Annotated in this window: 19 protein-coding genes and 1 riboswitch; of the genes, 11 read left to right on the plus strand and 8 right to left on the minus strand. The window is 40.0% G+C overall.

Annotated elements, in window-relative coordinates; all coding sequences use genetic code 11:
• Window positions 1-47 precede the first annotated feature (47 nt).
• The 5 genes from ACE1TH_RS07095 to kynA all read left to right on the plus strand — a co-directional run bounded on the left by ACE1TH_RS07095 (window position 48) and on the right by kynA (window position 6,488).
• Window positions 48-1,256 carry a GNAT family N-acetyltransferase gene (locus tag ACE1TH_RS07095; protein WP_099300579.1) on the plus strand — a complete coding sequence of 403 codons (1,209 nt, stop codon included), beginning with the start codon at window positions 48-50 and terminating at the stop codon, window positions 1,254-1,256.
• 214 nt (window positions 1,257-1,470) lie between these two features.
• Window positions 1,471-3,585 (plus strand): ATP-dependent Clp protease ATP-binding subunit, encoded by a 2,115-nt coding sequence (locus ACE1TH_RS07100; protein WP_099300578.1) that lies wholly within the window; start codon window positions 1,471-1,473, stop codon window positions 3,583-3,585.
• Between the two features lie 145 nt (window positions 3,586-3,730).
• A complete protein-coding gene (kynU, locus tag ACE1TH_RS07105; RefSeq protein ID WP_099300577.1) occupies window positions 3,731-5,032 on the plus strand; it encodes a kynureninase in 1,302 nt (433 codons plus the stop codon).
• The gene (kynB, locus tag ACE1TH_RS07110; RefSeq protein WP_099300576.1) at window positions 5,032-5,664 is read left to right on the plus strand and encodes an arylformamidase; all 633 of its coding nucleotides are present in this window, start codon (window positions 5,032-5,034) and stop codon (window positions 5,662-5,664) included. The genes kynU and kynB overlap by 1 nt, the downstream gene beginning before the upstream one ends.
• Complete coding sequence (kynA, locus tag ACE1TH_RS07115; protein WP_255225151.1) at window positions 5,664-6,488, plus strand: tryptophan 2,3-dioxygenase; 825 nt, start codon at window positions 5,664-5,666, stop codon at window positions 6,486-6,488. Before kynB ends, kynA begins: the two co-directional genes overlap by 1 nt.
• A 69-nt stretch (window positions 6,489-6,557) precedes the next feature.
• Here kynA and ACE1TH_RS07120 read toward each other — a convergent pair whose 3' ends face one another.
• The 6 genes from ACE1TH_RS07120 to ACE1TH_RS07145 all read right to left on the minus strand — a co-directional run bounded on the left by ACE1TH_RS07120 (window position 6,558) and on the right by ACE1TH_RS07145 (window position 12,077).
• Window positions 6,558-7,130, minus strand: a complete 573-nt coding sequence (locus ACE1TH_RS07120; protein ID WP_255225150.1) for a DNA-3-methyladenine glycosylase — start codon at window positions 7,128-7,130, stop codon at window positions 6,558-6,560.
• Between the two features lie 17 nt (window positions 7,131-7,147).
• Window positions 7,148-7,945: an energy-coupling factor transporter transmembrane component T family protein gene (locus tag ACE1TH_RS07125; RefSeq protein ID WP_255225149.1), complete on the minus strand. Its 798-nt coding sequence runs from the start codon at window positions 7,943-7,945 to the stop codon at window positions 7,148-7,150.
• Window positions 7,929-9,359 carry an ABC transporter ATP-binding protein gene (locus tag ACE1TH_RS07130; protein ID WP_375078651.1) on the minus strand — a complete coding sequence of 477 codons (1,431 nt, stop codon included), beginning with the start codon at window positions 9,357-9,359 and terminating at the stop codon, window positions 7,929-7,931. The genes ACE1TH_RS07125 and ACE1TH_RS07130 overlap by 17 nt, the downstream gene beginning before the upstream one ends.
• Window positions 9,356-9,937 (minus strand): ECF transporter S component, encoded by a 582-nt coding sequence (locus tag ACE1TH_RS07135; protein WP_099302085.1) that lies wholly within the window; start codon window positions 9,935-9,937, stop codon window positions 9,356-9,358. The genes ACE1TH_RS07130 and ACE1TH_RS07135 overlap by 4 nt, the downstream gene beginning before the upstream one ends.
• A gap of 99 nt (window positions 9,938-10,036) precedes the next feature.
• Window positions 10,037-10,134, minus strand: a riboswitch (TPP riboswitch).
• Window positions 10,135-10,169: 35 nt separating this feature from the next.
• Window positions 10,170-10,973 (minus strand): HAD family hydrolase, encoded by an 804-nt coding sequence (locus ACE1TH_RS07140; RefSeq protein WP_255225147.1) that lies wholly within the window; start codon window positions 10,971-10,973, stop codon window positions 10,170-10,172.
• Between the two features lie 21 nt (window positions 10,974-10,994).
• Complete coding sequence (locus ACE1TH_RS07145; protein WP_255225146.1) at window positions 10,995-12,077, minus strand: branched-chain amino acid aminotransferase; 1,083 nt, start codon at window positions 12,075-12,077, stop codon at window positions 10,995-10,997.
• A gap of 265 nt (window positions 12,078-12,342) precedes the next feature.
• Here ACE1TH_RS07145 and ACE1TH_RS07150 point away from each other — a divergent pair, with 265 nt between their 5' ends.
• Complete coding sequence (locus ACE1TH_RS07150; protein WP_099300569.1) at window positions 12,343-13,230, plus strand: cation diffusion facilitator family transporter; 888 nt, start codon at window positions 12,343-12,345, stop codon at window positions 13,228-13,230.
• 36 nt (window positions 13,231-13,266) lie between these two features.
• Here ACE1TH_RS07150 and ACE1TH_RS07155 read toward each other — a convergent pair whose 3' ends face one another.
• Complete coding sequence (locus ACE1TH_RS07155; RefSeq protein WP_255225145.1) at window positions 13,267-14,292, minus strand: peptidoglycan-binding domain-containing protein; 1,026 nt, start codon at window positions 14,290-14,292, stop codon at window positions 13,267-13,269.
• A gap of 262 nt (window positions 14,293-14,554) precedes the next feature.
• Between ACE1TH_RS07155 and ACE1TH_RS07160 the strand changes: the two genes are divergently transcribed.
• Together ACE1TH_RS07160 and gndA are read left to right on the plus strand one after the other, a co-directional pair.
• Complete coding sequence (locus tag ACE1TH_RS07160) at window positions 14,555-15,271, plus strand: class I SAM-dependent methyltransferase (RefSeq protein ID WP_255225144.1); 717 nt, start codon at window positions 14,555-14,557, stop codon at window positions 15,269-15,271.
• Window positions 15,272-15,400: 129 nt separating this feature from the next.
• On the plus strand, window positions 15,401-16,807 hold the full coding sequence (gndA, locus tag ACE1TH_RS07165) for an NADP-dependent phosphogluconate dehydrogenase (RefSeq protein WP_099300567.1): 1,407 nt from the start codon (window positions 15,401-15,403) through the stop codon (window positions 16,805-16,807).
• Window positions 16,808-16,875: 68 nt separating this feature from the next.
• Here the strand turns inward: gndA and zwf are convergent, their stop codons facing one another.
• On the minus strand, window positions 16,876-18,366 hold the full coding sequence (zwf, locus tag ACE1TH_RS07170) for a glucose-6-phosphate dehydrogenase (protein WP_099300566.1): 1,491 nt from the start codon (window positions 18,364-18,366) through the stop codon (window positions 16,876-16,878).
• A 311-nt stretch (window positions 18,367-18,677) separates the two neighbouring features.
• Between zwf and ACE1TH_RS07175 the strand changes: the two genes are divergently transcribed.
• The 3 genes from ACE1TH_RS07175 to ACE1TH_RS07185 all read left to right on the plus strand — a co-directional run bounded on the left by ACE1TH_RS07175 (window position 18,678) and on the right by ACE1TH_RS07185 (window position 20,566).
• Window positions 18,678-19,001, plus strand: coding sequence for a hypothetical protein (locus tag ACE1TH_RS07175; protein WP_255225142.1), 324 nt, complete (start codon window positions 18,678-18,680; stop codon window positions 18,999-19,001).
• Window positions 19,002-19,098: 97 nt separating this feature from the next.
• Complete coding sequence (locus tag ACE1TH_RS07180) at window positions 19,099-19,428, plus strand: hypothetical protein (protein ID WP_255225141.1); 330 nt, start codon at window positions 19,099-19,101, stop codon at window positions 19,426-19,428.
• 295 nt (window positions 19,429-19,723) lie between these two features.
• Window positions 19,724-20,566: an STAS domain-containing protein gene (locus tag ACE1TH_RS07185; protein WP_255301111.1), complete on the plus strand. Its 843-nt coding sequence runs from the start codon at window positions 19,724-19,726 to the stop codon at window positions 20,564-20,566.
• The last annotated feature ends 16 nt before the right edge of the window (window positions 20,567-20,582 follow it).

Genomic DNA, 20,582 nt, shown 5'->3' on the forward strand with positions numbered 1-20,582 from the left:
AAAATGAATGATAATCAGTCATTTATAATGAAAGAGGTTGAAAACAAATGAGTCAGAAGCGAAAAGATGACTTAGAACTACGATTTGTTACAAAGGAGCACTCGCAAGATTCTTTGGATTTACTTAATTATGTTTTCCAAGTAACAAACCAAGATGTTTCTCAAATCGGCGAATCGCAAATGGCACGATGGAAAAAACCAATTTTTGAACAAAGTTCCATCCTTGGATGGTTTTCTAAAAACAAATTAATTTCGCAAATGGTCGTGTACCCCTTTTCCGTTAATATACATGGGCGTGCCTACAAAATGGGTGGCGTTACAGGAGTGGGAACCTATCCAGAATACGCCGGTCTTGGCCTTATGAATGATCTAATGAAACAAAGTTTAACGATGATGAAAGAAAGAGGTCAGACGATTTCTTACCTTTTCCCTTACTCTATTCCCTACTATCGAAAAAAAGGCTGGGAAATTATTTCAGATGTCATCACCTATACCGTTCGTGATACTCAAATCCCGAAACCTTATGACGTACCTGGCAGAATTGAACGGGTCGCGTTTGATGATAAAGACATTCGCAGTGCATACGACTGTTTTTCAAAAAAAGAAAACGGCGCTATGATTCGAAATGAACTTGCCTGGGATGAGCATTTTAAATGGGAACGGGACGATCTTATCGCCTGCGTTTATTACGACGAACAAGAAAAGCCAACTGGCTATATGTATTATAAAGTGGAGAATGAGACGTTTTATGTAAAAGAAATGATTTTCAATAACGAGGAAGCGCGTCGAGGATTATGGAACTTCATTGGCGCACACTTTTCAATGGTTTATTATGTAAAAGGAAAGATTTTCGAAAACGAACCACTCTCTTTCTTTCTCGAAGATGGTGAAATTGAAGAAAAGATCTCACCTTACTATATGGCACGAATTGTCGACGTAGAAGAATTTCTCCGTGCATTTCCTTTTAATCCTCAAACAACTCATCCGCTTACGCTGCATATTTACGACCCGATGCTAGAGTGGAATCAAGATATTTTTACGATTACGTTTGAAAATGGTCAAAAAGTGGAACGCAATAAGAACAACACTCATGTTGACGCAACGATGGATATTCAAACGCTTGTTACGCTTTTATTAAACTACAAGCGTGCAAAAGATTTAAAAGAAATTGGGCGGATTGACGCAAACGAAGACACCATTCGTTATTTAGAGCAGTTAATTCCAGATAATCAGCCTTGGTTCTCTGACTATTTCTGATCAATTGTTGACAATCACTTTGTCGAATGGTACAGTATAGTTACTGATCAACTTTGACCTTAAAAGTCACGATTTGTTGAAAAAGCAAACTTGATCAGCTATACTGTAATGAAATACAACAGCTATACAAATGATGTTTAGCTGTTTCCTAATTCTTTATTGGTCAAATATAGTCAAAGTCAAAATTAAAATAAATTTATTGGGGGTACTTACGATGAAATGTCAACACTGTCAAACAAATGATGCAGCAGTATCGTTAAACGTTGTTGTCAATCAGCATAAAAAACACGTGATGTTATGTGAATCTTGTTTTCAAGAGCTCAGACAAACAAACGGTAAAGCTGCCCCATCACAATCATTATTCGGATCCTTTATGGGTGGCCAGCAAGATGATCAGCCACACTATACACAAACAAAAGAACAGGATCATGATGAAGATCGCTTTTTAAATCAATTTGGTCATAACCTATCTCACGATGCGCAGAACGGCGATATTGACCCTGTTATCGGAAGAGACCAAGAAGTAGAACGAGTCATTCAGGTGCTTAGTCGTCGTACCAAAAACAACCCTGTTCTTATTGGTGAAGCTGGTGTCGGGAAAACAGCGATCGCGGAAGGCTTAGCTTTACGCATTGCACAAGGAAACGCACCATCAAAACTGTTAGGAAAACAGATCTACTCTCTTGATTTCGCTTCACTCGTAGCAGGTACTAGCTACCGAGGACAGTTTGAAGAGCGGATGCAGCAACTAATTGATGAAGTGTCGCAACGTGAAGACGTTCTTCTCTTTATTGATGAACTGCATATGCTTGTTGGCGCAGGTGCATCTGGTGAAGGCAACATGGATGCAAGCAATATCCTTAAGCCTGCTTTAGCTCGAGGCAACATGCAGTTAATCGGTGCAACCACACTAAGTGAATACCGTAAAATTGAAAAAGATGCAGCGCTCGAACGTCGTTTCCAACCGGTCACAGTAAAAGAACCGACAGAAGAACAAGCGTATGAAATCTTAAAAGGCTTAAAAGCCGTATACGAAGGGTACCATGGTGTGCACTATACAGACGATGTGTTACGTGCAACGGTTACTCTTTCGAACCGCTATATCCAAGATCGATTTCTTCCTGATAAAGCGATTGACCTTCTTGATGAAGTTGGTTCACGCTTATCGTTAACCATTGAACATGAAGATAAAACATCAATTGAAAAACGATTACAAGATATTCAGTCTCGTAAACATTCAGCTACTAAAAACGAACAATATGAAGAAGCAGCGAAATTGCGAGATGAAGAAAACACATTACGTGAAAAATTAAAAGAAACGGAATCAAGCTTCTCACCTATTCGGGTCACAATTGAAGACATTCAGGCACTCATTGAAAAACAAACCGGCATTCCCGTCCAAAAGCTGCAAAAAGACGAACAGCAAAAAATGCGTGATTTAAATAGTCGTCTCGCAAGCAAAGTAATTGGACAAGAAGATGCGGTTTCCAAAACAGCCAAAGCGGTTAAACGTAGTCGAGCTGGGTTGAAGCAAGGTAATCGCCCAATTAGTTTCCTCTTTGTTGGTCCTACTGGCGTTGGGAAAACGGAATTAACGAAGCAGCTTGCTGAAGAAGTGTATGGCAATAAAGAAAACATGATTCGTCTAGATATGAGTGAATTTATGGAGAAACACGCTGTTTCGAAATTAATTGGTTCACCACCAGGATATGTTGGACATGAGGAAGGCGGTCAATTAACTGAGCAAGTGCGTCGCAATCCTTACAGCATCATTCTAATGGACGAAATTGAAAAAGCTCATCCAGACGTGCAGCATATGTTCCTTCAAATTATGGAGGATGGTCGCTTAACCGATAGTCAAGGTCGCGTCGTTTCCTTCAAAGATACGATGGTTATTATGACTTCAAACGCTGGTGTTGGCACAACCTCTCGTTCTCTTGGATTTAGCGCAGAACAAAGCAAGACGATTGGCATACTTGAAAGCTTAAATGACTATTTTAAGCCTGAGTTTTTAAACCGATTCGATGCGTTAATTGAATTTAATCAGCTGACAGAAGACAACTTAATTGAGATTGTTGATGTGATGCTTGATGATCTACGCGGACGTCTGACTGACTTAAATATGACCATTCAAGTCAGTGAAGAAGCGAAACGTGAATTAGCGAAAAAAGGCTATCACCCTACCTTTGGCGCTCGTCCACTTCGCCGTGTGATTCAAGACACGATTGAAGATGATATTACAGAACTTCTAATCGACCATGACGCGATTGCTCATATTGATGTGACAATGGAAGATGGTCAGCTTCACGTACAACCTGTACTCGCTTAAACACTCACGCTATTCACAACGAAAAACGCGTCATACGGATCTCTTCCGTTGGCGCGTTTTTATTTGCTATAATGCGACCTAATTACTAATCTTTTCTTCACTAACCCCTGTTCAATTCAAAAGGATTTTGATACTTTTAAGAAGAATGACAAATTTGAAGTTAGGAAGTGATTTGTTGGACACATCTGTAAGCTATGCGTCTCAACTAGACGAGAATGATCCGATAGCATCCCTCCGTTCCGCTTTTTATTTACATAAAGATGTTATCTATTTAGACGGGAATTCACTTGGCTTGTTAAGTAAACCAGCTGAACAAGCCGTTTTGCAAATGGTAGAAGATTGGAAGATACATGGCATTGACGGCTGGACAGACGGCACGTATCCATGGTTTACATTGTCAGAGACATTAAGCGAGAAGATGGCGCCATTAGTTGGTGCGTCAGCTGATGAAGTCATTGTTACAGGTTCAACAACGACAAATTTGCACCAATTGCTTGCTACTTTCTATCAACCTTCATCAAAACGTTTTGCGATACTTAGTGAAGAATTAAGCTTCCCAACGGACCTATATGCTATTCAGTCTCACTTGGACCTTCACGCTATTTCTCATGAAAATGGCTTGCGCCTTATTGAAAGTAAAAATGGCCATCGCTTAGATGAAGAGGATATTTTAGCTGCGTTAACAGATGACGTTGCTGTCGTCATTTTATCGAGTGTTCTTTACCGAAGTGGCCAGTTACTAAATATCGAAAAACTAACAAAAGCTGCTCATGAAAAAGGCATTCTCGTTGGCTTTGACCTATGTCACTCGATCGGGTCTGTCCCGCATCAACTTCACGATTGGAATGTGGATTTTGCTTTCTGGTGCACTTACAAACATTTAAATGGCGGCCCTGGAAGTGTCGGCGGGTTATTTGTTCATAGTAAGCATCACGAGCGATTACCTGGTTTAAGAGGTTGGTTTGGCTCAGATAAACAAAAGCAATTCGACATGAGTTCCACATTTTCAAAAAGTTCACATGCTGGTGCGTATCAATTAGGGACGCCTCACTTGTTGTCAATGGCTCCGTTAATTGGATCATTAGACTTATTCGCAGATGTCGGAATGGATGCTGTACGAAAAAAATCATTACAGCTAACAACTTATTTGCGTGACCTTATTGAACATTTACCAGAGACTCAAGCATTTAAGGTTTGTACACCTTACGAAGATGAACAGCGCGGCGGCCACCTTTTATTAGAACATCCGGAAGCAGCACGTATTTGCAAAGCGCTTAAGGATCATGGCGTGATTCCCGATTTTCGAAGTCCAAACGGCATTCGCATTGCACCTGTTGCCTTATACAATTCATTTACTGACGTGCACCAATGCGTACAAGTTTTGGCAGATTGTATGAAAAATAAAACCTATCTTCAATATGAAAACAAACGAGGAGTGATTGCGTAATGAGCTGGATTGACATCACTATGCCGTTGCATAACAGCATTGCCCATTGGCCTGGAGATACCCCCTTCTCCTATAAGTTATCAGCTCCGATGTCTGAGACAGGCTCCGTTAATATCGGTGAACTAACAACAAGTACTCACACAGGCACACACGCTGATGCTCCGTTTCATTATCGAGAAGACGGCGCAAAAATTGATGAGTTGCCCTTGGATCGATTTATTGGACAAGCAACCGTGATTTCAGCAATCGGTACTGAAACGATTAATCGATCCTTACTCGAAAACTATCAACTAACTGGGGTTGAACGTTTGTTAATTAAAACAAAAAACAAGACAAATCATTCAACATTTCCGGACGTTTACCCCTATGTAACAGAAGATGGTGCGCGCTACTTACATGAGGTCGGTGTTAAGTTGTTAGCCGTGGACGTGCCAAGCGTCGATCCAATGACGAGCAAAGAATTAAATGGTCACCATAGCCTTGATCGAGCCGGTATTTTCATCATTGAAAACGTTTTGCTTGATCATGTTCAACCTGGTTTATATGAATTTATTGCCTTACCCCTTCGAGTTAAGGGTGGAGACGGCAGTCCCGTTCGCGCAGTCATCAAACCATTGGAGGTTTACTCATAATGTCAAAACAAGATGAATCGGTTTATACAAATTTTAAAGATAAAATGACGTATAGCGACTACTTACAACTGGAACCTCTTTTAACTAGTCAAAAGCGATTATCTGACCACCACGATGAAATGTTATTTATTATTATTCACCAAGTCAGTGAGCTTTGGATGAAATTAATGCTTCACGAGATTCGTGGTGCGATTGTTTCTTTGCAACATGATCAGTTTCAACCTGCTTTTAAGCAGCTCGCTCGCGTATCGAAAACCCAAGCTCAGATTATACAAGCTTGGGATGTGCTAGCGACGTTAACACCTAGTGAATATGTAGAATTCCGTGATTCATTAGGTCAAGCGTCTGGTTTTCAATCATACCAGCATCGGCAACTAGAATTTCTTTTAGGAAAAAAATCAGCACATATTTTAAAAATTTATGAGAAAGACCCTTCACTATTAGCTGAAATCGAAGCCGACTATCATAAACCGACCTTATATGATGAGGCCATTCACGCGCTTGCACGTGCTGGATTGTTTACAGATGAAAGCGTTTTACAACGAGATGTAACAAAAAGCCATCGCTCGACTACAACTGTAAGAGAAGCGTGGCAGACGGTTTATCAAGATTCCAACCGTTATTGGAACCTTTACCAACTAGCAGAAAAACTTGTTGATTTAGAAGACTGGCACCAGCAATGGCGGTTTCGTCACCTTAAAACCGTTGAACGAATTATTGGAATGAAATCCGGAACTGGTGGCTCAGCTGGGGTTCACTACTTAAAATCTGTATTAGATGATTATTTTTTCCCAGAGCTGTGGGAGCTTCGGACAACCATTTAACAAAAAGCGATTTTCATCCTCAAACGTTAACAGGCACAGGTGTCGCTCTAGCTCACCTGTGCCTACTTATTATGTTGCTTGAATAAATCGAAATGGAAAGTGCTTTGCTTGACCTGTATTGTCAATGCCAACTCGCTTCGTTGCGATCACTGTCGAAGTCGATTGTCCATCATCTGCAATATAAAGAGGACCAGTCAGCAAACTTTGACCATATGCGGCCATCGGGATTCCCATCGCTTTTGTCAATTTACCTGGTCCATTCGAAAACTGTTTATCTCCTGCAAATTTCCCGCGCAATTCTTCCATCGCCTCAACCCCATATATCGGTTCAACACCGCGGATTAAAACCGCTTCTGGTTGATCAATACCTTCCGAAACAATATTAAGCAAGCAATGGGTATGCATCGTATACGTGTACACGTGACCCGCCTCACCATATAAGATTTCAGTCCGTTTCGTCCGCTTTCTCCCGTAGCTATGACAAGCCCGATCCAACACGCCTAAATATGCCTCGGTTTCCGTAATACGGGCAACCAGTTTATTCCCGTTCAACGTATGAACTAACAACTTACCAACAAGTGCTTTTGCTAGTGCCAACGTCGGTTGTTCATAAAACGATTGGTCCATTCTTTTACTTTCCATGGTTCACCTCTTTCCTTCTAACTCAAGCGAATATCCGATGTTGGAAAGACCGGAAACAAATGTCCTAATGAATAAGCGATCACTATTAATCCTACTAATAGAAACACAAATTGTCCATCAAGTCGTCGACAACGCATTGTATAAAAATACGTTCTTTTCTGTCCATGCTCTTGAAACTGTTTCACCTCCATTGCAATCGCTAAACGTTGTGCGCGCCGAATCGCTTGTGTTAAAAGAGGAATGACATAAAATGAAAACGCCCGATAAAGTCGGTTTCCTTTTTGATTTCTACCCTGCCCTCGAATACGATATGCATAACGTAACGTTTGATAGTCTTCTACCATAATTGGCAGCATTCGTACAGCTGCTAAAAAAGCATACGCATAAGCTGGAGGCATATGTAACTGTTGCATTAATGAATAAAATAAATGAACAGGCTTTGTCGTTAAAAGAAACAATAAGCCAAGAGTCGCAAATAATGTTGCCCGTAAGCCAAGATGGATACCTGTATAAAAACTTTCTTCTGTAATATGAACAAGTCCCCATTGGAACCACGTTGTCTCCCCTTGACCGAAAAAAATCATTGTCGTGGACGCTGAGACAAATAAGAATAAAAATGAGGCGATGTACAGACTAACATATCCTTTAGGGTGGCCCGAACAGAACACCGTCAGAATAAGAAAACTTGCAAGCATGAACAAAAGAACATTTGGATTATGAATAAATACAATGAGCCCAAAGATGGCGAGTAAGCATAAAAGTTTGACAGTAGGATTCATTTTCATTAGAAATGTTCCATTAACCGAGTAAGCCACGTTCTTGCCTCCTCTCCCTGCAAACGAGCTGACCTTTTTCAATGACCCACTGTTGCGTAGCAAAATGCTCGACTAACGTTTCATCATGGGTAACCATAAGAATGGTTCCTCCCGCTTGGCGAAAGCGTTCCATTTCATTAAGGACAGCAAAGGTTTGGCTAGCATCTTGTCCAAATGTCGGTTCATCTAACAAAAGAAACGCTTTTTGATTTACAAAAGCTGTCGCTACACTTAGCCGTCTTTTTTGCCCAACCGACAATCGATAAGGATGCATTTGACGGTGTTCTGCGAGACCGAATTGGTAAAGTATGGATGCCACTGCCTCTTCTTGCGCATCGGTTGTTGCCGAATAAACAAGCTCTTGCTCAACCGAAGTTGTGACAAATTGATATTCAGGGTTTTGAAAGACAAAATTCATTCGATCCGTCACGTCTTCTTTGTTTGCAACAGCGTGACCGTTTATGTCATATTGCCCAATATGTGTCAGTAAATTCATTAAACCGTAGAGAAATGATGACTTCCCTGCACCATTCACACCTGTTATACAAATCCAATCTTTTTGATAAACCTTCGCTTGTTTAATGGCAACCAAGCTTTTCTTTTTCCGAAGTAGCGTCCAGTTTGTCAGGGTCAGCATCGTTTTTTCTTTGTTCGGTAAGGACGTCAATAAGGGATTCTGTTGAGTATACTCACGCCAAGCACTCGGATACCAAATTCCTGTTGCCTTAATTTCGTTTCGATAGTGCTGAAAAAAAGATGATGGCTTCGTATCTGCTATAAGTTGTCCATTTTGATTTAGTAATAAGATTCTATCCATGTGAGGCAAGGCTTCCGTCAGTCGATGTTCAACAGCGATGACCGTTTTACCTTTTGTTTGCTTAGCAATTTCTTCCCAAAGCTTCTCTGCTCCATGTGGATCTAATAAAGCAGAAGGTTCGTCTAAAATCATGCATTCTTCATTTTGAATCATAGCAGATGCAAGGGCTAACCGCTGCTTCATCCCCATTGAGAGCGTTTGAATAGCTGTATGTGGTTGTTGATCTGGTAAACCAACTTTGCGCAATATGCGTTTGATAATAGGACGCATCTCTGATGTTGGCACAGACTGATTTTCCAGCATAAATCCAAGCTCCTCATCCATATAAGGCATACAAAACTGCGAATCAGGATCTTGAAAGACGTAACTACATGATGGAAGTTTTAGATTGTCCACCTCAATATTTAATCCGTTTAAAGAATCACTCAAACCTGCAATTACTTGCATTAGCGTGGATTTCCCTGCTCCGCTTGGACCTAGAATTAACACGTTCTCCCCCGGTTTTACTGCCAACGATACACGCTCTAAAATTGTACGACTTGTACTGCTGCTTTGAACTGTTAAGTTACGAAACTGAATGCTGTATGATTGACTCATGAATATGGTTTTCCGTTATGTTCGTTTGGTTGAATGTCACTCAGCACACCTGTTTTTTGCAAAGCTTGCACAAGTTTCGCTGCCAATACGCCTGTAATTAAGATCGCTCCCACTGTCCGAAAAACAATTCGTAGCGTTAAGACCCACGCAGAAAGCTGGCCGATATTTGCATATAGAAAATCTAAACCGAGAGAAGCAAAGCTTGCAAAAACTCCACCTAACATCGCGGTCCAAATTGTAAATACTTTATATCTAAATAAAGCGAACGCGCACTCCATTCCAATCCCTTGAGCAATCCCGTAAATAAGTAAAATACCTCCGTAGGGAGATCCTGCAATGAATTCTCCTGATGCCGCTGCCGTTTCCGCAATAAGTGCAATGAACGGTTTTCGAATAATCAATGCGGCAAGCGTTCCTGCAATAAACCACATTCCATAAATAAGTTGTTCAAGCTGTAATCCAAAGACGCCAACTAAATCACTAATAGGACTCCATAAGCGATACACTACAGCAAATACGGTTGCAATCATGACCGTAACTAAAATATCCACCAACGTTAATTTTTTTCTTTTCACCATTTTCTCTCCATCCCACCACCAAGAAAACCAAAAAAACGCTCCATCTAAACGATGGAACGACGTATGTAAATAAACCGGTTGTGTATTACACATCCCTACAACTTACATATCGCACTTCCCTTCGCTAGCATTATCTAGATCAGGTAAAGGGTTAAGGACAAGTCCTCTCTCAGCTTTTTGCACCCCTAGTGGCTATTAAATTTTATCGTACAAATTAATTAGATCATACTCTCTATTGATTCGCAAGTGATTGTTTTAAATTTTCTAATTCTAATAAATCATGCAGTGAATGGATCTCAAAAGTCGGCTTACTGTCGGTATTGTTCAGCAATTGGTCTCGGTTTAACCAAACAGATGGTATGTTGCTTGCGTTCGCACCCAATATATCCGTATGTAGATTATCTCCGACCATTAACGTTTCATTAGGAGCAATCTCCAAACGAGCAAGGGCTTCTTCAAACATACGTACCTTTGGTTTCCCTTGCCCAAAAGCACCAGAAATTAAAATGTGATCAAAGTAAGGAACAAGCTCTGGCGTCAGTTCTAATTTTGTGTTTTGTAAATCTGGTGAGCCATTCGTGATTAAAACAAGCTGTACGTTATCTTTTAATGCATTTAAAGTTGAAAAAGTGTCCTCATAAACAACTGGGTGTTTTCGTCTTTCAATCGGAAAAAGATGTGCAAGTTCCAACGCAAAAGCCTCATCCTGAACACCAAGCTTTTGTAATCCCCCGTACCACGCTTCTCTTTGGTAGTGTGGAGCAACTTCTCGTAATGCGGCGAAGTCTTCTCCATCGTCACGAAATTCTCCCCATAACCCTTCAAAAGGATTAATGCCAATATTCACTGTAAACGGGTAAGTGTCGTAACCTTGATATAACGTTCTTGCTTCATGGCGTACAAACGATTCTAACTGATTTGGGTCAACGTTTTTTTCAATAGATGCATGAAGACACGTCTGCCGAAATGCAAGCGCGATGCTTTTTTTATCCCAAAGTAACGTATCATCTAAATCAAAGAAAACTGCTTTTATCATTCATTCCTCCGTTAATAACGATTAATCTTGCTCAATCTTAACAATCCAGCCAAGACGATCTTCTTCTTCTCCCACATAAAGCTTCGTTAAATAATCGTAAAGTCGTTGTGCTAATGGGCCTGTCTTATTTTCATTTATAACAATGGTTTCTTCATTCCATTCCAATTGTCCAACTGGTGAAATGACCGCAGCGGTCCCTGTTCCAAACGCCTCTTCCAAGATGCCGTCTCGCGATGCTTGATAAATCTCTTCAATCGACAGCTGTTTTTCTTGAACCGGAATTTCCCATTCTTTGAGTACTTGAATCACGCTATCCCGTGTAACCCCTGGTAAAATACTGTCATTTAATTTCGGCGTAACAACTTCACCGTTCACTTTAAAGAATACATTCATACTTCCTACTTCTTCAATATACTTCTTTTCACTTGCATCAAGCCATAGAACTTGTGCCTTTTCTTTCGCTGTCGCTCGAGCTTGTGCTTTGTAAGCCGAACAATAGTTACCAGCCGTTTTCGCCGTACCAGTTCCGCCTGGCGCTGCACGTGTATAACGTTCTTCAACTAGTATACTAACAGGTGCCATACCTTCTTTGTAATAGGCACCAACTGGCGATAAAATAATCATTAATTTGTATGACTGTGACGGCGCAACACTTAAATTAGTTTCTGTTGAAATAATAAAAGGGCGAATATAGAGAGAAGTGCCGTCTTTTTTTGGAATCCATTTTTTATCAATCGTTAACAGTTCTTTTAAGTACGTTAACACTTGATCCTCATCAATCGCCGGGATGTTTAATCGCTCGCTCGAACGATTTAATCGCTTAATGTTCATATCTGGTCGAAACAAATGAATCGCATCATCTTTTTTTGAGCGATACGCTTTTAACCCTTCAAATACCGTTTGACCATAATGAAAAACCATTGCAGCAGGATCTAATGTTAAAGGTTGATAAGGAATAATTCGTGGACTGTACCAGCCTTTATCTTCGGAGTAATCCATGATAAACATGTGATCGGTGAAGACCGTTCCAAATACAAGTGAATCGTCATTAGGTTTCTGCTTTTCGTGTGTACATTTCATAATTTCTAGCGTATGTTCTGTCATAAAAAGCTTCCTTTCTAACTCCTAATAAAATGTGTACGTTTTGTCCATACTAAAAAATATACTCTTTATCATTTACGAAAAATAGCGATCAATTGACTTATAACCGAACGAAAAATGAATTCTTCCGGCTTATAATTGTTCGCCATCCATGAATCTCTTGAAATGATAAAATTTATTCTTATTACTATAACATGAATTTATATTTTCAAACAGTTTAAAAATTAGGTATATGAATGAACTTGATCGATGAGAGAAAGGAAAAGAGATGAGACGATACGAAGAACTAAGAAAAGGTGAAACTGGCGCTTGGTTAAGCATCGGCACGTATCTTTTTTTAGCTAGTTTAAAATTAGTCATCGGCTATATTTTTCTATCACAAGCGTTAATTGCAGACGGCTACAACAACGCAGCAGACATTATCGTTTCTGTAGCGGTGCTCGTAGGGTTACGAATTTCTCAAAAACCACCTGATGATGATCACCCTTACGGTCACTTTAGAGCGGAGCATATCGCAGCGTTATTAGCGTCGTTCATTATGGCGGTAATTGGGATACAAGTTTTAATTAATGCAGGCACCAGCTTATTTAATCGTGAAACTGTTGAAGCTCCTAGTTTAATTACTGCATGGGTTGCTGGCTTTAGCGCAGTTGTGATGTTGCTCGTCTATCGTTACAACCGCAAACTAGCTAAAAAAATTAATAGCCAAGCTTTAATGGCCGCTTCACAAGATAATAAAAATGATGCCCTTGTGAGTGTCGGTGTAGTCATAGGGATCATCGGCTCTCATTTTCACTTAGGATGGATTGATTCCCTAACCGCTTTTATTATCGGTCTAATCATTTGTTATACAGCGTGGTCTATTTTCAAAGATGCGAGTCATTCGTTAACCGATGGGTTTAATGATGAGGCATTAAGTCCGTTCAAATCCACGGTTTTAGCAATCGAGGGCATTGAAGATGTTCTTGCATTAAAAGCAAGGCAAGTCGGTTCTACCGTTTACGCGGATGTGACCATTGCCGTGCAACCTTCGATGACAGTCAAACAAAGCCACGACATTGCCGACTTCATTGAACAAGCACTCTATGATGAACATGATATTCCGCATACAACCGTTCACATCGAACCAGCTAAACAAGACGCAAAAAAAAGCTGAGACAATCGGACTACCGATTGTTCCAGCTTTTTCGTTTTAATCTAATACGGTAACTTGAACTTGTTGACGTCCAAACGAATACGCTTCATCCTTTGTTTGCACAAATAAATCGATTTTATGCCCTTTAATTGCGCCACCTGTATCGCCTGCAATTGCTTCTCCATAGCCTTCAACATACACTCGACTACCTAACGGAATGACATTTGGATCTACTGCCACTACTTTTTGATTGGGGTTTGCTCGTAAATCAATCCCGGTTCTAGTGACACCTGAACAACCGTTACAATACGCTGTATACGCCGTTGCTTCCATTGTCATCGTTTGACCAGAAGGTTCAGTTGTTGTTGAAGCTACTTCTTCCTCTGTTGTTGCTTCTTCTGTAACACTTTCTTCAGTCGTTTGTTGCTGTTCCTGTTGCTGCTCCTCTGCATCATTCGTAGCTTCTTCCGCCTTTTCCGTAGCCTTTGGTTCTTCTACTTTTGGTGCGGCATGAGCAACAACCTCTTCTTCTGTACTCGGTTCACTTTTTGGCTGTTGTTCCTGTGGTTTCACATCTGTCACAACGTGTGCCACTTTATTATGATTGTAGTATAGATGTGCGTGGGTTTCTGGGCCAGCTATCCCATCGACGAGAAGTTGATTGGCTTGTTGGAAAGCCGTTACTGCTTGCTTCGTCGTTTGACCATAGTGCCCGTCAACAGAATCTTGATAATATTTTAGTTCATACAATCGTTCTTGTAGCGCTTTTACAAGAGGACCTTCAGTACCTTCTTTTAACACTTCTAACGCACCTAATGTTTGCTTACCCGGAATACCATCAACACTTAAGCCGTGATCTTTTTGATAAGCAGCCACCGCATCAACGGTATCTTCATCAAAAACTGACGTTCGCTTCTCTTCTTCTAAAAAGCCTTGGTCCACTAATTGTTCTTGGAGCCACTCTACTCTTTCACTCTCTTCATTCACTTCAATACTAGTAGCTGCTTGCGCATATGTATGAGTTGGTAAGAAAAATAAGACTCCTAAAAGCAACGTTGCAACAAAACCAATCATATATTTCATATTTACCCTCTCCTTAATAACGTTATTTGCGTCAGTCCCACAAAATCTTTTATTTTGGTGGCAACCATTCTTTACGAACATCATATAAACAAAAGCGCCTCCTTCTCGTAATCTGTTTCATACCTACTCGTTGTTGTCCTAGGATAATACTAATTACAATCTATTTAATCTTTTTGTAATCAAACCGTAACATTCAGACAGGAATAATAGGCACATAACCTCAACACATTCATACGATGGAGAAAATGGGAAGGTGGTTTATATGGAAAAATATACGGATATGCTCGCCACATTTGGAATTGGAAGTGCACACCCAGGAGGATTCAAAAAGTCTACAGAGATCATTATGGATATGGAACTTGATGAACATTCCATTGTTTTAGATTGTGGCTGCGGTACTGGACAAACCGCCGCTTATATTAAACAATTATATGATTGTCAGGTGACGGCGTTAGAACCACATCCCCTTATGTATAAAAAAGCCCAACAGCGTTTTGAGTCGCAATTTCTTTCTGTTGATCTGCGAAAAGCTTTCATTGAAGCTATTCCTTTAGACGATTCAACCACGGATTATGCATTATCTGAATCGGTTTTAAGCTTTGCTTCCATTCAAGAAGGCTTAAGCGAACTTCATCGGGTTTTAAAACAGAGCGGCAGCATTTATTTGAACGAATTTGTCTGTTTTTCACCCTTATCGATGAATGAACAAGAGACCCTTAAAGCCGAATATGGATTTTCACAGCTTCTTCATGCGAAGGAATGGCAACAAGAACTGGCGAATGCAGGATTTCGTCAAATTGTTGTCATGGAGACGTTTACAGCGGCAACATTACAACAAGACGAAACCGATAAAGGAAATGACATGCAGCCTTCTTCTACTATCGCCCCCTCCTACTACGAAAAGATGCATCAACACCAAACATTGATGGCACACTACAAAGATAAAATTGGGCATATTCTCATCAAAGCTATAAAATAGGCAACTTACAATTCTCAGCTTGCTCGAAATCGCTTTCATATGGTATGTTCATAGCGAATGTTCGAGTATTCTTTTTTATAAAGAAAAAGATGCTTGATGCTTGTAAGCAATAGAGAAAGGACGTACGCAATGACGAAGCAGAATATCGGAATTATTGGTGTTGGGGTTATGGGGAGAAGTTTAGCCCTTAACTTTGAAAGTAAAGGATATAGCGTGTCTTTATATGATGTCTCTGAAGAGCGAGTGAAACAAATTATTGCTCTTGAAGAAAATAAAAACTTAGTGGGTACGTACTCTTTACAGGAACTCATCGATTCACTAGAGACACCAAGAAAAATTATGTTAATGGTTCAAGCTGGAGAAGTAACCGATTCTGTAATCGATTCACTACTTCCTCTTCTTGACGAGAAAGATATACTAATTGACGGTGGCAATACGTACTATACCGATACGATCCGTCGTTCCGCTCACGTAGAGGCGCATGGTGTTCACTTTATCGGTGCAGGTGTATCTGGCGGCGAAGAAGGCGCTCTCAAAGGCCCATCGATTATGCCTGGTGGGCAAAAAGAAGCGTACGAGCTTGTTCGCCCTTTATTTGAAGATATATCAGCAAAAGTAAATGGTGAACCTTGTACCACTTATATTGGACCTGATGGTGCTGGTCACTATGTGAAAATGGTGCATAACGGGATTGAATATGGCGACATGCAGCTTATTTCTGAATCCTATGCATTGTTAAAAGAAATCGTCGGCCTTAACAACGAAGAGCTTCATCATACGTTCAAAGAGTGGAATGATGGAGAACTTGATAGTTATTTAATCGAGATTACCGCAGATATTTTCACGAAACAAGATGAAGAAACTGGACAAGCATTAGTAGACGTCATTCTTGATTCTGCTGGACAAAAAGGAACCGGGAAATGGACAAGCAAAAGTTCGCTTGACTTAGGTGTCCCTCTTTCCATTATTACAGAGTCTGTATTTGCGCGCTTTTTATCGGCGATAAAAGACGAAAGAATCGAAGCAAGTAAAGTGTTAACTGGACCGAAACCAGCTTCTTTGTCTGAAAATAAAGAAGCGCTTATTGAAGAAATTCGCAAAGCCCTCTTTTTCAGCAAAGTATTATCTTATGCACAAGGATTCGCTCAATTAAAAGCGATGTCGGACGAACAAAATTGGTCGATACAATACGGAGAAGTCGCGCGTATTTTCCGTGGTGGCTGTATTATTCGTGCCGCGTTCCTTCATAAAATAACCGATGCTTTTGCACAAAATCCAGACTTAAAAAACTTACTGCTTGATCCTTATTTCGAAAACATCGCTTCATCTTATCAACAATCATTGCGAAAGATTGTGTCACTAGCAGTTGAACACGGCGTGCCTGTTCCTAGTTTCTCAAGTGCCATCTCGTATTACGATAGCTATCGTAGCGAACGGTTACCTGCAAACCTCTTGCAAGCACAGCGTGATTATTTTGGCGCTCATACGTACAAACGTCTAGATAAAGAAGGCATTTTTCATACCAACTGGGTATGATACAAAAAAAGAGTCGTCCTAAAAGGATGACTCTTTTTTCTGTTTGCATCGGGATGCAAAGTTGTTTTTTACATATGTTCAACAGGCCACCAAGAGTGACCATCTATCGCGAGCAGTTTGTCCGCTTCTTTTGGTCCCATTGTTCCCGCTTTGTACGTTAACGGTTTTTGGTCTGTTTCTTTCCATGCGTTTGAAATCGCATCAACCAATGACCAAGATAGACTAACTTCGTCCCAATGCGCGAAATTAGTCGCATCCCCTATAATGCAATCGTATAATAAGCGTTCATATGCTTCAGGCGTATTAATTCGGTCTTCACTGTCATGACGATATTCCAAATGTACAGGTGTAGTGTCCGCAGATCCAATCTTTTTCCCGTTTAACACGATCGTAATGCCCTCGTCCGGTTGAATGTGGATAATAAGAAGGTTAGGACCGGTCGCCTTATGCTCTTTCGCATAAAGGTTTAACGGCATCTCTTTAAACTCTACCACGACTTTCGTTGATTTCACCGCCATACGCTTTCCTGTACGAATATAAAATGGAACACCTGCCCAAACATGATTATCAATCATTAGTTTTGCTGCAACATAGGTTTCTGTATTCGAATTTGAATCTACATTTTCTTCTTGTATATAGCCAGGAACCTCTGTGCGATTAATCGTGCCTTCATCATATTGAGCACGAACAACAGTATCGTTGACGTTTTGTTGATTGATTAAGCGGAGCGCGCGTAAAACTTTAATTTTTTCACTACGAATTTCATCAGTTGTTAGCTGCAACGGGACGTCCATTGCAAGTAAAGAAACCATTTGTAAAATATGATTTTGTACCATATCCCGTAAAGCGCCTGACTTTTCATAGTAGCCACCTCTCCCTTCAACACCTAGTTTCTCGCTAGAAGTTACTTGGATGTTGGAGATATGACGATTATTCCATAAAGGGGCAAACATCGCATTTGCAAAGCGAATGACTTGAATATTTTGGACCATTTCTTTTCCTAAATAATGATCAATTCGATAAATCTCATCTTCTGCAAAAGCTTCACGAATTTCATTATTTAACACTTTTGCTGTTTGAAGATCTGTACCGAATGGTTTTTCAATAACTAGTCTCGTCCAACCCTTTGTTTCTTTTAAACCATGGCTATGTATAGACTGCGCGATTTGTCCGAAAAATTCCGGTGCCATGGCCATGTAAAACACACGGTTTCCAGATAAATGAAACCGCTTTTCCTTGCTTTCCATTTCTTCTTTTAACTCTTCGTAAGAATGCTTATTTGTAACATCAAATGACAAATAAGAAAAATGAGCAAGAAATGAATCGATCTGTTCTTCACCGTCCATTTGTTGGCCTGCTTCTGTTATCGCTTCACGAACGACGGCTTTTAACTTCTCATCGTCCCAAGTCCTTCTTCCCAATCCAATGACCGCGAAGTTTTCCGTCAAAGAACCTTTTAAATATAAATTGTAAAGTGAAGGAAACAATTTTCGTTTTGCAAGATCTCCAGTTGACCCAAATATTACAAAAACAGCCTCGGACTGCTTTCTATCATTCATGAGTATACCCTCTTTCTCGTTCACAACTCTTCTCAATTTCTAGCCTTATACGAAGGTTAGTCGTCTTTCATAATACCAGTTTATCTTTTAATAATCTACATTTAAAGCCTGTAATTCATAGGGTTTCGCTTGTTTTTCATTGTAACCGCTTTTTGTAATCGTTATCCTATTTTGCTTTATTTTCACTTAATTAAAATACGGTAAATGAAATTAATTTCCGAAAAAAGGCGTTTTTACGCATTCATTCATCCAACCTGATTATCTGGACAATGAATACGTTAAAGTATCCTACAATAAAGGTGGTGGATTAGTTGACTTGTTATCAACAAGACCATAAGAAGAAAGATGAAAAAAGAGATCATTGTTGCTGCCAGTGTACACGTCGCTGTTCATTCTTCCCTTTCCCAACTCCTAGAGACGCGAGCTGTCAATCCCTTGTATCGATCGCAAACACTGTTTTAGGATTACCAGGTGACGCAGCGCTTACCTTCACAACGACGACGACAACAACAACAGTGAGCGGCACGTACCTTGGCTTTAACACAGCAACAGGTTCAATCATTGTGGCAAACGATGCTGGAATCCGTTCGTTTAGACTTTCAGAAATTTGTACAATTGGCGCAGGTGGGCTTTAAATCGTATCAGCCGAGTAGAAAAACCGCTCGGCTTTTTTCTTTTCGCATACATATTCGCTTCACCAGCTGAATACGATGGTTTAAAGGAGTTGATCGAATGTTCGGAAATGGAGAATGGGTGATTTATAAAGCTGGTCGAACAAGTATATTAGGATGGATTAGTGAAGCCAAAGTCATTGCGTCTAACTCTTCAAATGAGCCGATTAAAACCATGTATCAATTCTATACGAAACAACGTGTATTAAATGGAAAACAACCTTTATTAGCTAACGAAAATGACTTGCAAACGAGCAAAGCCAGATTAAAAGAAGCGGACATTCGCGCACTTCAAGAACTAGCGCTGCTCACTAAGGACAAGCAGTGGTTTATGGAGTTGAGTCGACTAGCAGACCACGCTGGTTTTAAGAAAAATGTTTCAAACCCATAACCGAGATTAAACGTTTTTCCCCTTTTATGTAACATGGTTAGCGCTTGTGTAATCACATGCAATCTGTACTGACACTTCTGTCCGTGATGAAAGCATTTGTCGTTCTAAATAAATGAATCGCTGCTTTCGTACCGTTTTACTTATAGCCTTCATTTACGGTTTTTTAACAAACTTTATGACGCTTGTCGATTCTATCCATTGGGTAGTCGGCAAGTTTTTTATTTTTGTGTTTAGAATGTTTATGAAATGGGTATTGAGATTAGAATACATTCTTTTATCTTTAGGAGGCTTACCTTTGTCAAACATTGGACTTTATACGTTTCTAAAATCAAAAACAATGGACCTTACGGAAGAATGGTACAAGTCCTTAGACAAGTCCCAAGAAGGGGTCTATAGTAGTACAAACCCTGACCAAATTGAAAAATTAAAACAACAAAATCATTCATTCCACGTTCTATTTTGCGAATTATTTAATCCTGAAAAAAATGGCCTACAAGACGAAGTTTTTGCTGAATGGATTGAATCAATTGCAAATGATCGTGCTCATATAAGCACACCTTTTAGCAACATCATAAATGAATTTTTTCGAACTCAACAACAATATTTAGATAAAATCTCGACTTATGTTGAGTCCGTTGACGATGATTCAATAACGATTACTGATTTAACAAAATGGAACAAAATGATTGTACAAGGTGTAAATGAAGTCATTTTAGCTTATTCAAAACAGAATAAAAAACAAGCTGACTACACATTGAATGCTCAAAAGCAAATGATTAATGAACTTAGCTCGCCAATTATTCAATTAGCTCCTCACACAGCCTTGTTACCAGTCGTTGGAGAAATTGATACACACCGTGCAAAAATGATGTTTGATCACACGCTTCAACATTGTTCCGAGCAATTTATCGACACATTGTTTATTGATTTATCAGGTGTTCCAATCATTGACACGATGGTTGCCCAACAAATCTTTCAACTAATAAAAGGCCTACGTCTTATTGGTGTTCAAACTTCTTTATCAGGTTTACGCCCAGAAATTGCCCAAACAGCTGTACAGCTAGGTATTTCTTTTTCTGATATCCCCATTCACGCAACCCTTGCACGGGCACTCGAACAAAAACAATTAACGTATTAATCCAAATAAAAAAAGC

This window comes from Shouchella sp. JSM 1781072, from assembly GCF_041949915.1.
GTDB lineage: Bacteria > Bacillota > Bacilli > Bacillales > Bacillaceae_D > Shouchella.

What these genes read in the sequence shown, in the direction of transcription:
- ACE1TH_RS07160 (WP_255225144.1), top strand. Translation starts at nt 14,555, where the DNA reads ATGGAAAAATATACGGATATGCTCGCCACATTTGGAATTGGAAGTGCA.
- ACE1TH_RS07095 (WP_099300579.1), top strand. Translation starts at nt 48, where the DNA reads ATGAGTCAGAAGCGAAAAGATGACTTAGAACTACGATTTGTTACAAAG.
- ACE1TH_RS07145 (WP_255225146.1), bottom strand. Translation starts at nt 12,077, where the DNA reads ATGACAGAACATACGCTAGAAATTATGAAATGTACACACGAAAAGCAG.
- gndA (WP_099300567.1), top strand. Translation starts at nt 15,401, where the DNA reads ATGACGAAGCAGAATATCGGAATTATTGGTGTTGGGGTTATGGGGAGA.
- zwf (WP_099300566.1), bottom strand. Translation starts at nt 18,366, where the DNA reads ATGAATGATAGAAAGCAGTCCGAGGCTGTTTTTGTAATATTTGGGTCA.
- kynU (WP_099300577.1), top strand. Translation starts at nt 3,731, where the DNA reads ATGACAAATTTGAAGTTAGGAAGTGATTTGTTGGACACATCTGTAAGC.
- ACE1TH_RS07130 (WP_375078651.1), bottom strand. Translation starts at nt 9,359, where the DNA reads ATGAGTCAATCATACAGCATTCAGTTTCGTAACTTAACAGTTCAAAGC.
- kynB (WP_099300576.1), top strand. Translation starts at nt 5,032, where the DNA reads ATGAGCTGGATTGACATCACTATGCCGTTGCATAACAGCATTGCCCAT.
- ACE1TH_RS07135 (WP_099302085.1), bottom strand. Translation starts at nt 9,937, where the DNA reads ATGGTGAAAAGAAAAAAATTAACGTTGGTGGATATTTTAGTTACGGTC.
- kynA (WP_255225151.1), top strand. Translation starts at nt 5,664, where the DNA reads ATGTCAAAACAAGATGAATCGGTTTATACAAATTTTAAAGATAAAATG.
- ACE1TH_RS07100 (WP_099300578.1), top strand. Translation starts at nt 1,471, where the DNA reads ATGAAATGTCAACACTGTCAAACAAATGATGCAGCAGTATCGTTAAAC.
- ACE1TH_RS07180 (WP_255225141.1), top strand. Translation starts at nt 19,099, where the DNA reads ATGTTCGGAAATGGAGAATGGGTGATTTATAAAGCTGGTCGAACAAGT.
- ACE1TH_RS07155 (WP_255225145.1), bottom strand. Translation starts at nt 14,292, where the DNA reads ATGAAATATATGATTGGTTTTGTTGCAACGTTGCTTTTAGGAGTCTTA.
- ACE1TH_RS07150 (WP_099300569.1), top strand. Translation starts at nt 12,343, where the DNA reads ATGAGACGATACGAAGAACTAAGAAAAGGTGAAACTGGCGCTTGGTTA.
- ACE1TH_RS07120 (WP_255225150.1), bottom strand. Translation starts at nt 7,130, where the DNA reads ATGGAAAGTAAAAGAATGGACCAATCGTTTTATGAACAACCGACGTTG.
- ACE1TH_RS07140 (WP_255225147.1), bottom strand. Translation starts at nt 10,973, where the DNA reads ATGATAAAAGCAGTTTTCTTTGATTTAGATGATACGTTACTTTGGGAT.